This window comes from Eubacterium multiforme, assembly GCF_030813415.1.
Classification (GTDB): Bacteria; Bacillota; Clostridia; order Clostridiales; family Clostridiaceae; genus Clostridium; species Clostridium multiforme.
This window is the reverse complement of record NZ_JAUSUF010000006.1, coordinates 135,830-147,559: the sequence shown is the minus strand read 5'-3', so window position 1 is coordinate 147,559 and position 11,730 is coordinate 135,830. Positions and strand designations below refer to the sequence as shown.

Annotated in this window: 13 protein-coding genes; all 13 read left to right on the top strand. The window is 27.8% G+C overall.

The features are described 5' to 3' along the window. Positions 1 to 460: 460 nt before the first annotated feature. Positions 461 to 1,867 (top strand): C69 family dipeptidase, encoded by a 1,407-nt coding sequence (locus tag J2S18_RS10155; RefSeq protein WP_307486605.1) that lies wholly within the window; start codon positions 461 to 463, stop codon positions 1,865 to 1,867. 226 nt (positions 1,868 to 2,093) lie between these two features. Further along, positions 2,094 to 3,035 carry a 50S ribosomal protein L11 methyltransferase gene (gene prmA, locus J2S18_RS10150; RefSeq protein ID WP_307486604.1) on the top strand — a complete coding sequence of 314 codons (942 nt, stop codon included), beginning with the start codon at positions 2,094 to 2,096 and terminating at the stop codon, positions 3,033 to 3,035. A gap of 18 nt (positions 3,036 to 3,053) precedes the next feature. After that, on the top strand, positions 3,054 to 3,803 hold the full coding sequence (locus tag J2S18_RS10145; protein ID WP_307486602.1) for a 16S rRNA (uracil(1498)-N(3))-methyltransferase: 750 nt from the start codon (positions 3,054 to 3,056) through the stop codon (positions 3,801 to 3,803). Beyond that, positions 3,803 to 5,110: a tRNA (N(6)-L-threonylcarbamoyladenosine(37)-C(2))-methylthiotransferase MtaB gene (gene mtaB / locus J2S18_RS10140; RefSeq protein ID WP_307486600.1), complete on the top strand. Its 1,308-nt coding sequence runs from the start codon at positions 3,803 to 3,805 to the stop codon at positions 5,108 to 5,110. The genes J2S18_RS10145 and mtaB overlap by 1 nt, the downstream gene beginning before the upstream one ends. A gap of 35 nt (positions 5,111 to 5,145) precedes the next feature. Continuing rightward, on the top strand, positions 5,146 to 5,490 hold the full coding sequence (locus J2S18_RS10135; RefSeq protein WP_307486598.1) for a histidine triad nucleotide-binding protein: 345 nt from the start codon (positions 5,146 to 5,148) through the stop codon (positions 5,488 to 5,490). A 117-nt stretch (positions 5,491 to 5,607) separates the two neighbouring features. Next, a complete protein-coding gene (gene rpsU, locus J2S18_RS10130) occupies positions 5,608 to 5,784 on the top strand; it encodes a 30S ribosomal protein S21 (RefSeq protein WP_008429643.1) in 177 nt (58 codons plus the stop codon). 23 nt (positions 5,785 to 5,807) lie between these two features. Beyond that, positions 5,808 to 6,263 (top strand): GatB/YqeY domain-containing protein, encoded by a 456-nt coding sequence (locus J2S18_RS10125; protein ID WP_307486539.1) that lies wholly within the window; start codon positions 5,808 to 5,810, stop codon positions 6,261 to 6,263. A 260-nt stretch (positions 6,264 to 6,523) separates the two neighbouring features. Further along, entirely contained in the window at positions 6,524 to 6,736 is a 213-nt protein-coding gene (locus J2S18_RS10120; protein WP_307486537.1) for a DEAD/DEAH box helicase family protein, read from the top strand. Between the two features lie 159 nt (positions 6,737 to 6,895). Next, positions 6,896 to 7,183, top strand: coding sequence for a sporulation protein YqfC (yqfC, locus tag J2S18_RS10115; RefSeq protein WP_307486534.1), 288 nt, complete (start codon positions 6,896 to 6,898; stop codon positions 7,181 to 7,183). Continuing rightward, a complete protein-coding gene (gene yqfD / locus J2S18_RS10110; protein ID WP_307486532.1) occupies positions 7,180 to 8,301 on the top strand; it encodes a sporulation protein YqfD in 1,122 nt (373 codons plus the stop codon). The genes yqfC and yqfD overlap by 4 nt, the downstream gene beginning before the upstream one ends. A gap of 39 nt (positions 8,302 to 8,340) precedes the next feature. Continuing rightward, positions 8,341 to 10,407: an HD family phosphohydrolase gene (locus J2S18_RS10105; RefSeq protein ID WP_307486530.1), complete on the top strand. Its 2,067-nt coding sequence runs from the start codon at positions 8,341 to 8,343 to the stop codon at positions 10,405 to 10,407. A 62-nt stretch (positions 10,408 to 10,469) separates the two neighbouring features. After that, positions 10,470 to 10,970: an rRNA maturation RNase YbeY gene (gene ybeY, locus J2S18_RS10100; RefSeq protein WP_307486527.1), complete on the top strand. Its 501-nt coding sequence runs from the start codon at positions 10,470 to 10,472 to the stop codon at positions 10,968 to 10,970. Between the two features lie 19 nt (positions 10,971 to 10,989). Next, positions 10,990 to 11,691 (top strand): diacylglycerol kinase, encoded by a 702-nt coding sequence (locus J2S18_RS10095; protein WP_307486522.1) that lies wholly within the window; start codon positions 10,990 to 10,992, stop codon positions 11,689 to 11,691. The last annotated feature ends 39 nt before the right edge of the window (positions 11,692 to 11,730 follow it).

Here is an 11,730-nt window from a genome sequence, read left to right as displayed (position 1 = left end):
CGGTTGGCAAACCGTTTCGATGTGCGAGTAGCACAGCCAGTAACATGCCCTTATAGGGCTAGAGCAAACCACCCGTTTTACGGGTGGTCATGATTTATTTAAAAATAGATATAGAAAGTATTTTTGTAATTTAGTAAATTTAAAAGAATTTCTAAAATAAGCATGGACCTAAAACATTACCTATTAATAAAGTTTACTAAATGTTATTCTGATTTGTTAACTATTATAAAATCGTAAGTATTAATTGTGATTTCTTACTCCTTCTTATATTATCCATTTAAAAAACTAAATTAAATATTATAAATTACTAATTTCTATATTAATAATTAAAATTTAGGATTATTTACAAAGAAAATTTAAGGTATATCATTTAAATTATAGAAAAGCTTTAAAGGATTGTTATACAAATTACAATTTGATTTTAAAACTTAAAAATTTTTTTATTGGAGATGATTTTAATATGTGTACAACTGTCTTAATAGGAAAGAAAGCTTCAATTGATGGGTCAACTATAATAGGTAGAAATGATGATACCTTTAAACCTTATAATCCACAAAGATTTTATGTACAAGCAGCTAACAATAATCAAAGCGGCATGTATTCTTCAAATCAAAATGGATTTAAAACAAAGCTTCCTAGGTCTTCTTTTAGATATCAATTAGTACCAAATGTTGATATTAAAAAAGAAGGTATCTATGGTGAAAGTGGATTTAATGAAAAAAATGTAGGAATGAGTGCAACAGAAAGTGTATATGCAAATGAACATGTTTTAGCTTATGATCCACTATTATCAGATGGACTTGCAGAAGATTCTATGACTATAATGGTGCTTCCTTATATAACTTCAGCAAAGGAAGGTGTTGAATACTTAGGTAATTTAATTAAAGAACATGGTTCTGCTGAAGGAAATGGTGTTATATTTAGTGATAAAAATGATATTTGGTATATGGAAATAGTAACAGGACATCACTGGGTAGCAGAAAGAATACCTGATGATGGATGTTGTGTAATAGCAAATCAAGTAGCTATTCAAGAAGTAGATTTTAATGATACTGAAAACTTTATGTGGTCAGAAGGAATTAGAGAATTTGTAGAAGAACATAATTTAAATACAAATTTATCTGGATGGAACTTCCGTAAAATTTTTGGAACAGATACAGAAAAGGATCGTCACTATAATACTCCAAGAGTTTGGTTTGGACAAAAATATTTTAATCCAGAAATAAAACAAGAACCTGATTCTAGTGATTTACCATTTATATTTCATGCAAATAGAAAATTATCTGTAGAGGATGCAGAATATATTTTAAGTTCTCACTATGATGAAACAATTTATGATCCATATGGAAAAGGAACAGAATGTGAAAAACTTTTATTTAGACCAATATCTCTAAATAGAACTCAAAACTCTCATGTAATGCAAGTTAGAAATAATGTTAAAGATGAATTATCTACAATTATGTGGATTTGTGTAGGTGTTCCAGCTCATACTCCATATCTTCCATTCTACGGAAATTCTACTGACTCAGATCCAAGCTATAATAATACAAAGCTTGAATGGAATTTAGATGATGCTTATTGGATGTATCGTACTGTAACTGCATTAGTAGAAGGTCACTATAGTAAATTAATTCAATCTGATATAGATTATTTAAAGAGTTGTCGTGAACAATTAATAAGAATGGTTTCAAACACAGATAAAGAGGCTTCATCATTAAGTGGTAATGAGTTAACTGAATTCTTAACTAATAAAAATCATGAAATTGTTTCAAAAATGCGTGATTTAACAATGAAATATATTGGAGAATTAGTAGTTAATAGCCTTGATCTTTCAAAATTAACATTTGATATGGATAAAAATTTATAAAAATAATTTGGCTATATAAAAATGATAGTTTATATCATTTTTATATAGCCATTTTTTAAATGTAATATATTTTTGTATCATTAATAATTTAATTATTTCTCTATATGCAATTAATCTTATAGGTAGTTTTTATTATATATTTGCCCTTTTCTTGACAGAGTTCATTTAAAAAGGGTAAAATTATTTATTAAGTTCATTAATTAATGAAAAGAAAGGAATGAATTTCATGGAAGGATCATGGATTGAAGTAAAAGTTATTACTAAAAGTGAGGCACTTGAACCTATAGAAGGTATTTTTTATATATTAGATTGCAAAGGGGTATCAGTTGAAGACCCTAATGATATATTAGAAAGAGAACAAGGACCATTAACTTGGGATTTTGCAGATATAAATGTTTTAGAACATAAAGGAAAATATGCAGTAGTTAAAGGATATTTTTCAGAAGAAGATAATATAGATGAAGTAATTACATATGTTAAAGAAAAAGTAGAAGAAATAAGAAATATGGGATTTGATGTTGGAGAAGGAAAAGTTGAGGTTACAAAAACTCATGAAGAGGATTGGGCTAATAACTGGAAAAAATATTATAAACCTTCAAAGGTTGGAGAACATATAGTTGTTAAACCAATATGGGAAAAATATAAAGAAAATGAAGGAGACTTAGTTGTTGAATTAGATCCAGGCATGGCATTTGGTACAGGAGATCATGAAACAACAAAGATGTGTATTCAAGCTTTAGAAAAGTACGTAGAAAAAGATAGTACTGTGTTTGATGTAGGAACAGGTTCTGGTATACTTGCAATAGCAGCAGCTAAACTTGGAGCTAAAAAAGCTGTTGGAGTAGATTTAGATCCAGTAGCAGTTGAATCAGCTAAAGAAAATGTAGGATATAATAATTTAGATAATATAGAAATTCTTTATGGAAATTTAGTTGAAGTAATTGAAGGAAAAGCTGATATAGTTGTTGCAAATATTATTGCTGAAGTAATATGCATTCTTATAGATGATGTTAAGAGAGTTTTAAAATCAGGTGGAATGTTTATAACATCAGGTATAATTCATGAAAGAGTTAAAATGGTTACTGATAAATTAGAAGAGTCAGGTTTTGAAGTAATTAAAGTTAATAAAGATGGAGAATGGAATTGCATTATTGCAAAAGCAAAATAAAGGTTAGGTGAAAATTAAATGCATAAGTTTTTTACCCCATCAGAATATATATTTGAAGATACTTGCAAAATAGTAGGGGAAGATGTTAAACATATTTATAAAGTTTTAAGATTAACAGAAGGGGAAGAAGTAGTCTTAAACAATTGTGAAGGAACAGAATATTTAGCAAAAATTAAAGAAATAACCAAAAGTGAAGTTACCTTAGATATAATTGAAAAATTAAATGTAAATAATGAAAGCAATGTTGAAATAGTATTATTTCAAGGAATGCCTAAAGCTCAAAAAATGGATTTAATAGTTCAAAAAGGAACAGAACTTGGCATTAGTGAATTTATACCTTTAATAACTGAAAGAGTGGATGTTAAACTTAAAGGTGATTTTAAAAAGCTAGATAGATTAAATAGAATAGCACTTGAAGCTTGTAAACAAAGTAAGAGAAGTGTAATTCCAAAGGTTTTAAATCCAATTAAATTGGACGAATTAATAAATGAAATAAATACCTTTGATTTAATTATAGTCCCATACGAAAATAAAGAAGACTATGGGATTAAAGGACTTATGAAGGATATAAATATAGAAAATATAAAAAGAGTTGGTATAGTCATAGGGCCAGAAGGTGGATTTTGCGAAAGTGAAATTAAAAAATTAAAAGATGGGGGAGCTTATATTATAACTCTAGGGAAAAGAATTCTTAGAACAGAAACCGCAGGTTTTGTAGCTACCTCATTAATTCAATATGAATTAGGAGATCTAGGAGGAAGTATTTAATGAAAGTTGCATTTGCTACATTAGGATGTAGAGTAAATATGTATGAATCAGAGGCAATGACTGAAAAATTTGTAAGAGAAGGATATGAAGTTGTAGATTTTACAGAAATTGCTGATGTTTATGTTGTAAATACATGTTCAGTGACAAATATGGGAGATAAAAAATCAAGACAGATTATAGGAAGAGCTAGAAGATTAAATCCTGATGCAATAATAGCAGTTGTTGGATGTTATTCTCAAATTGCTCCTAAGGAAGTTTCTGGCATTGAAGGTGTTGATGTTGTACTTGGAACTAGAAATAAGGGAGACATTGTATATTATGTAAATAAGGCAATGGATGAGAAAAAACCTCAAATCCAAGTTGGTGGAGTTCTTAGAAATAAACATTTTGAAGAATTAAAAATAGAAGATTATAGAGATAAAACAAGAGCCTTCTTAAAGATACAAGATGGATGTAATAGATTTTGTGCATATTGTTTAATTCCTTATACTAGAGGAGCAGTTTGTTCAAAGGATTTTAATAATGTTTTAGATGAAATAAGAAAGCTTGCAGAACATGGATTTAAAGAAGTAATACTATCTGGAATACATACTGCATCTTATGGACTTGATTTAGAAGGAAATGTTAATTTAGTAACTCTTCTTGAAGAAATAGAAAAAATAGATGGAATAGAAAGAGTTAGAATTGGATCTATTGAACCAGCCTTTTTCTCAGATGATGTAGTAGAAAAGGTTAAAAATATGAAAAAGCTTTGTCCACAGTTCCATTTATCCCTTCAAAGTGGATGTGATGCCACTTTAAAGAGAATGAATAGAAGATATACAGCTGCTGAATATGAGAGAATAGTTAATGTTTTAAGAGAAAATTTAAAGGACGCTTCAATAACAACTGATGTAATTGTTGGTTTCCCAGGAGAAACAGATGAAGAATTTAATGAAACATATGAATTCTTAAAAAGAAATAAATTAACTAAAACTCATATATTTAAATTTAGTCCAAGAACAGGAACTAAAGCTGCAGATATGAAAGATCAAATTGACGGAAACAAAAAAGAAGAAAGAAGCAAAAAGTTAATTGAACTTAATGAGAAAAATGAAGGTAACTTTACAGAAGGTTTAATTGGAAGAGAAATGGGCGTTTTAATTGAACAGGAAGTAAAGGGAGATGAAGGTATATATGAAGGATATACTAGAAACTTTGTTAAGGTTCATGTAGATGGAGCATCAAAAAATGATATAGGAAATATAGTAAAAGTTAAAATTTTAAAATCAAAGGGTGACTATGCAGAGGGAAAAGTGATAAAATAAAATAGTAATTACTCTGCTTTAAAGGGGGTGAATTTATGTCAGATTGTATTTTTTGTAAAATAATTAATGGAGATATTCCATCAAAGAAAATATATGAAGATGAATTTGTATATGCTTTTTATGATATAAATCCAGAAGCACCAGTTCATTTTTTAGTTATACCTAAGGAACATATAAAAAGTGCTAATTTAATTACAGAAGAAAACTCAAAAATTATTGCACATATTTTTGAGGTTGTAGGAAAACTTGCAAAAGACTTAGGAATATCAGAGAATGGATATAGAATAGTAAATAATTGTGGTGTGGATGGAGGTCAAACTGTTGACCATATGCATTTCCATGTTCTGGGTGGTAGAGAATTAAAATGGCCACCAGGTTAAAAATGTTTCCAGAAATTATTGACACAATTAATGTGAATAATGTATAATATAGCTTGTGTTATTAAGCCCGTAGCTGATTGAATTGATAATTTAAGCTAGCGGAGGGAGGGATAATAGATGTCAGAAATAAAAGTTGGAGAAAACGAAACACTTGAAAGTGCGTTAAGAAGATTTAAAAGAAAATGTGCTAGAGCTGGAGTTCTTTCAGAAGTTAGAAAGAGAGAACATTACGAAAAGCCAAGCGTAAAGAAGAAAAAGAAATCAGAAGCTGCTAGAAAGAGAAAGTTCAAGTAGTATTTTGAAAGAAGGTATAGGAAATGCCAACAATTAAAGAGAGACTTCAAGAAGATTGGAAAACTGCTTTAAAGGCAAAAGACAAATTTAGGGCTAATGTATTAAGTACTGCTAAAGCAGCTATTCTATTAGTTGAAAAAACAGATAATAGAAAAGTTGAAGATAGTGAAGCTACTGAAATATTAGCTAGAGAAGTCAAGCAAAGAAGAGAAGCTGTGCTTGAGTTTGAAAAAGGTAACAGACAAGATTTAGTTGATGAAGCTAATGCTGAAATTAAGATCTTGCTAGATTACCTTCCTCAGCAATTAAGCGAAGAAGAAATTGTACAAATCGTTAAGGAAGCAGCTATAGAAGCGGGTGCAAATAGCATAAAAGACATGGGAAAAGTTATGGCATTAGTTAGACCAAAAACAGTTGGAAGAGCTGATGGCAAACTTGTAAGTCAAATAGTGAAAAATTATTTAATAAATAATAAATAGCAATAGAGGACTCTTTTAGAGTCCTTTTTGTTATGTTGTGAGAAATATAAAATAGATATAGTAATTACTATTAAATGGTTGTTTAATCATCTAAAACAAGAATACGTATACATAATAAAAATATCAAAAAATCTTACATCTTCTGTAGGCTTTTTTGATTTTAAAAGGTATTATTCATATTTTACTGTTAATGGATTTGGACTTTTAAATTTAGACCTAGATATCTTTATAATGTTAGAGAAAGATTTCAATGTCATCTGTTGCTTAAAAATGGAGAAGAAATAAGATTAGATTTAAGTCAAGCATTTTATCCTGATTCAAAAGAAAGAAAATATTTTTATAATATGTTCTTATATTTTTATGAACGAGGAATAAAGCTTAAAGATCCCTTTAATATACTAAAATCTATTAAGAATGAATATGATTTTATAGAAGAAGCCTATTATTTGAAAAATAAGGAACATATTAGTTAAAATATAATATGAAATTTAGAAAATTTAAAACTTATATAAAGAGGAAGCTATCACTAATGGATTTTTAATTCAGTAATGTGATAGCTTCTTTTTGGTATTAAAATTAAAAAAAAATCATAAATTACTATGATAGAAATATTGTGGGAGAGAGTGTGTGAAGTGAAAGGGAATTTATTAGAAAAGAAAGAGAAGCTTTTAGAAAAAATAGACTTACCTAAAGAAGTTATGCTTGATTTACCTAAGATAACTGTTATAGGAGATAGGGAAATTTCAATTGAAAATCATAAAGGAATTGAAAGTTTTGATAATGATTATATAAAAATTAAAACTAAAAAAGGGGTTGTTAAGGTAGAAGGAAATAATCTTGAAATTTTGTATATAGCAGATGAAACTATTGTTGTTTCAGGAAAATTTTTAGGAATTAGTTATGGAGATTTAGAAAAATGAATTTTAATACTAAAAAATTAACAATAATAACTGTAGAAATAACCCTTATAAAAACAGAACAAATGTTAAATGCATTATGGAAAAATAACATAAGAGCTGACAATGTAAGAAAAATTAATGCAGCTACATTTACTATGAACATATACGGGGAAGATTATGAGGATGTAAAAAAGATAGTTAAAAGATGTAATGGAAAAATTAAAATATTAAAAAGAAAAGGAACTATAATTAAGTTATCTAAAATAAAAAAGAGACTTTCCTTTGTAATAGGTGGAGGAATATTTTTAATAATATTATTTTTATTATCAACATTTATATGGGCAATTGATATAGAAACAGAAAAAAATGTTTCTCCTTTTGAAGTTAGAAAAATGGTTAACAATTTAGGTATTCACCAAGGAATGAGCAAAAGTAAAATTAATGTTTATGATTTAGAAAAGAAAATAGAAGATTATAGTCCAGAAATATTATGGGTTAGAGCTAGAATGGAAGGTTCAAGTTTAAAAATTAAAGTAGAGGAGAAAGTTAATCCTCCAAAACTTTTAGATGCTTATGATAAAGGTGTTGTTGCAAAAAAAGATGGAGAGGTAAAAAGAGTTTATACAAAGTTTGGAACAGCAGCTGTAAATCCAGGAGATATGGTTAAGGAAGGAGATACTTTAATCTATCCTTATGATGGGGACATGGATGAAAAGTATGAAGTTAATCCACAAGGAGTAGTAATTGCAACAGTTTTTTATGAAAGAACTTTAGAGATACAAATAAGAGGAGAAAAATTAGAGAGAACAGGTAATAAAAATAGTGACATTTATATAAACTTAGGTGGAAAGAAAATTTACTTAAAAAAGGCTATAAATTCTTTTAAAAACTATGATAAAATAGAAGATAAAGATGGAATATTAAGGTCTGTTAATTATTATGAAATGAAAAGTAAAAAATTAGACTTAAATAAAGAAAAGGTTGTAGAGGAATCCATTAAAAAGCTTGAAGAGTTTCTTAAAAAAGATTTAACTAATGAAGCAAAGATTGTAGGTAAAACTTATGATGTTTTAGATGTTAACGAAGAAAAAATAAAGATTATTGCACAATTTGCTGTTGAAGAAAATATAGCATCTTAAGCATAATGCTAGATATTAGTTGATAAGAAGGTGGTAAACTTGCTAAAGAGAGAAAAGATTGATATTAAACCTAAAGAGAAATATATAAGATTTTTAATTAATACAATTACTATTTTAATAACATATATATTGCTTATAACAGCAGTAGCTCCTAAACAATATGATTTAAAAGAAGGGGATATTGCAAGAGTTGATATAAAGGCTCCAAGAGATACTGTTAATGAACTTGCAACTCAAGAGAGAATAAAAGAAGCCACGGATAAAATAGATAAGCCTTATACATTAAAGGGTGAAGTGGAAAATGAAGCAGAAAAAAATGTTGATGATGTATTAAATAAAGTAATAAATTTAAATACTACAGTTGAAGACAATAAAGAAAAGTTAAAAGATCTTATGAAACTTAATAATCCAAACTTAAATGAAGGGGATTATAAGCAACTATTAACATTATCACAAAATTCATTAAATGATATAAAATTTGAAGTAAATGGAATCATAAAAGAAGTCTATCAAAATAATATAGAAGATGGAAATGAGAAAAGCATAAAAAAGGCTACTACTTTAGCTGAAAAGAGAATAAATGATATTAATACTTCATTTAATACAAAGAAGGTTCTTAAAAAACTTGTTATTCCAGAATTAAAACCAAATTTTTTCTATGACAAAGAAAAAACAGAGGAACTTATTAAAGAAGTACAAAGAAATGTACCTAAAGTAATAATTAAAAAGAATCAAACTATTGTAAGTGAAGGAGAACCAGTTACAGCAGAGCAAATAGCTGTACTTAAGGATTTAGGACTTTTAGATCAAAGTGGTGGGACTTCATTTTTAATACTTTATACTGTACTTGCACTATTTACATTAATAGTATTTTTTACACAATACATTTATATTGCAAAAAATCATAAAAAAGTATTTAAAAATACAAAGCTTATAATATTAATTAATATTATAAACATATTTAGTTTTATTTTAGCAAGGGTTATAGGAGGATTATCCCCTTTTGTTATTCCACTTGCTTGTGCACCAATACTTATAGCACTTCTTATAGATTATAAATTATCTCTTGTTGTATGTAGTATAAATGTAATTATAATAGGGGCTTTAGTTAATTTTAATCCTCAAATTATTTTAGTTGGAATATTAAATGCAATACTTGGTGCAACAGGACTTAGAAAGATGCAGCAGAGAAATGATATATTTTATTCCTCTATTTCATTAATGGTAATGAGTGCTCTTTTAACCTTTACAACAGGGGTTTTACTTTCAAATAATTTAAAAGAAATAATGATAGTTAGCTTACTTGCAGCTGTTGGTGTTATTTTTTCAGCAATACTTGCAATTGGAGTACTACCATTTTTAGAGTCAAGTTTTGATGTTGTAACAACGTTAAAGTTACTTGAAATATCAAATCCAAACAATCCATTATTAAAGAAACTTTTAATGGAAGCACCAGGTACTTATCATCATAGTATGTTAGTTGCAAATCTTGCTGAAATGGCAGCTGAAGAAATTAATGCAAATCCTGTAATTGCAAGAGTAGGAGCATATTTTCACGATGTTGGTAAAACAAAAAGACCATACTTTTTTGGAGAAAATCAAATAGGAAAAGAAAATCCTCATGATAAAATAACCCCTAATTTAAGTACACTTATAATAACATCCCATGTTAAAGATGGAGTGGAACTTGCAAAGGAATATAATCTTCCAGAGGTAATTAAAGATATTATAGAACAACATCATGGAACAACATTAGTTAAATATTTTTATTATACAATGAAAAATAATGCAGAAAATCCAGAGGATGTTAAAGAGGAAGATTTTAAATATCCAGGACCAATTCCAAGTAGTAAAGAAGCAGGAATAATAATGCTTGCAGATAGTGTTGAAGCAGCAGTAAGATCAATTTCTGAACCTACTAAGGGTAAAATTGAGGAAATGGTAAATAATATTATTAAGGATAAACTTTATTCAGGACAGCTTGATAACTGTGATTTAACATTAAAGGATTTAGAAAAGATAAGGAAGTGTTTTCTTAAAGCATTACTTGGAATCTATCATCAAAGAATAGAGTATCCAACAGAGAAAAAGGTTAAAGAAGGTTAGAGTATATGGGGAGAAAAAAACTCCCCATAATTTAATTTAAATAATAGTTAAGGAGAATTTTAATGATTTATGTAGATAATAGACAAAATAAAATAGAAGCTTCAGAAAAATTTACTGAAAATTTAAAAGAAGTTATAGAATTTGCATTAAAAGAAGAAGAAGTTTTAATTCCTTCTGAAATATCAATGATTTTTGTTGATAATGAAGAAATAAAGGAGATAAATAATGAAACAAGAGGAATAGATAGAGCTACAGATGTACTTTCTTTCCCAATGCTTGATTATGAATATAAAAAGGTATTTAAAGAACTTTATAAAAATAAAAGTTTTGATGTAACCTTTATGGATGGAGAAGAATTAGTTTTAGGTGATATAGTATTATCTCTTGAAAGAGCATTAGAACAAAGTAAAGAATATAATCATTCATTTGAAAGGGAAGCATCTTATTTAGTTGTTCATTCAGTATTACATCTTTTAGGATATGATCATATGGAAGATTTAGATAAAAAGGTAATGAGAAAAAGAGAAGAGGAAATACTTTCTAAATTAAATATTACAAGATAAAAACATAAGGGTGGTTTTTATGAAATTAAAGAAATTAGTTGATAGCTTTAATAATGCCATAGATGGAATTATATATACAGTTAGAACACAGAGAAATATGAAGATACACATGGTAGTTACATTACTTGTTTTAATTGCATGTCTTTGCTTTGATGTATCTAGAAATGAGTTTTTAATACTTGCTATAACAATAACTATGGTAATAGGTGCAGAACTTTTAAATACTGCTATAGAGGCTGTTGTTGATATGAACACTAATTATTATCATCCTTTAGCTAAAATAGCTAAAAATGTTGCAGCTGGAGCAGTTCTTTTAACAGCTATAAATGCGGTTGTTGTTGGGTATATTATATTTTGGGATAAACTATCAGATTTATCACTTATATTGCTTCATAAAATAAAAACATCAGAACCTCACACTATATTTATTGTTTTAGTATTTGTATCAATAGCTACAATAATAGTAAAAGCAATATTTGGAGAAGGTACTCCACTAAAGGGTGGAATGCCAAGTGGACATAGTGCATTAGCTTTTTCAATAGCAACAGCAATATCATTAATAACAGAAGAACCTATATGTATTATGCTTAGCTTTTTAATGGCTATTATTACAGCACAAAGCAGAGTAGATTCAGAAGTTCATTCTACTTTTGAAGTAATTGTAGGAGCTTTATTTGGAATATTAATAACTTTATTTATTTTTGTATTATTTAAGATTTGAAGCTTTAACATATAACTTTTTTAAATAAGGTATTAGTGT

What these genes read in the sequence shown, in the direction of transcription:
- J2S18_RS10135 (WP_307486598.1), top strand. Translation starts at nt 5,146, where the DNA reads ATGTCAGATTGTATTTTTTGTAAAATAATTAATGGAGATATTCCATCA.
- prmA (WP_307486604.1), top strand. Translation starts at nt 2,094, where the DNA reads ATGGAAGGATCATGGATTGAAGTAAAAGTTATTACTAAAAGTGAGGCA.
- ybeY (WP_307486527.1), top strand. Translation starts at nt 10,470, where the DNA reads ATGATTTATGTAGATAATAGACAAAATAAAATAGAAGCTTCAGAAAAA.
- J2S18_RS10125 (WP_307486539.1), top strand. Translation starts at nt 5,808, where the DNA reads ATGCCAACAATTAAAGAGAGACTTCAAGAAGATTGGAAAACTGCTTTA.
- rpsU (WP_008429643.1), top strand. Translation starts at nt 5,608, where the DNA reads ATGTCAGAAATAAAAGTTGGAGAAAACGAAACACTTGAAAGTGCGTTA.
- mtaB (WP_307486600.1), top strand. Translation starts at nt 3,803, where the DNA reads ATGAAAGTTGCATTTGCTACATTAGGATGTAGAGTAAATATGTATGAA.
- J2S18_RS10095 (WP_307486522.1), top strand. Translation starts at nt 10,990, where the DNA reads ATGAAATTAAAGAAATTAGTTGATAGCTTTAATAATGCCATAGATGGA.
- J2S18_RS10145 (WP_307486602.1), top strand. Translation starts at nt 3,054, where the DNA reads ATGCATAAGTTTTTTACCCCATCAGAATATATATTTGAAGATACTTGC.
- yqfD (WP_307486532.1), top strand. Translation starts at nt 7,180, where the DNA reads ATGAATTTTAATACTAAAAAATTAACAATAATAACTGTAGAAATAACC.
- J2S18_RS10155 (WP_307486605.1), top strand. Translation starts at nt 461, where the DNA reads ATGTGTACAACTGTCTTAATAGGAAAGAAAGCTTCAATTGATGGGTCA.